This is a genomic window from Bowdeniella massiliensis, from assembly GCF_023634005.1.
GTDB lineage: Bacteria > Actinomycetota > Actinomycetes > Actinomycetales > Actinomycetaceae > Bowdeniella > Bowdeniella massiliensis.
Map to the genome: position 1 here is coordinate 1 of NZ_JALIQR010000058.1, position 423 is coordinate 423.

The following is a 423-nucleotide window of genomic DNA, read 5'->3' on the forward strand; positions in this document are numbered from 1 at the left end:
CGGGCGGCGGCCGCGTCGCCGCCCGCCGCGGCGGCGGGGGGGGCGGCGCGGGGGGGGGGGGCGGGCGGGGGGGGCGGCGGGGGCGGCGCGGAGCAGGCCATCCGGAGTGTGCCGGCGCAGTCGGGCGTCATGAACGGCCGGCGCGGCTGGCCCGCGGGAGTGACGACGGAGGGGTTCAGGCCGTAGCGCGCGGCGATGGCGCCCCGATGCTCGACGGAGGCGCCGCCGCGCGGGGCCGCGCCGATGCGCACGTCGGCGGCGCGAGTGACGCCGCGGTCCCGGGCGTTCTGCAGCGCCTCGGCGCAGGTGGCGAGGCAGTCGGAGCGCGCGGTGGGGTCGGCGGCGAGCGCCGCCGGCAGCGGCCGGCGGGCGCGACCGCGCGCGGCGGGGCGCGGCCGCTCGCGGGGGCCGCCGCGGCGCCGG

Annotated in this window: 1 protein-coding gene; it reads left to right on the top strand. The window is 86.3% G+C overall.

The features are described 5' to 3' along the window. Positions 1 to 206 precede the first annotated feature (206 nt). Positions 207 to 423, top strand: a 217-nt coding sequence (locus MUN85_RS12560; RefSeq protein ID WP_250507006.1) for a hypothetical protein, incomplete at its 3' end; no start/stop codon positions are given.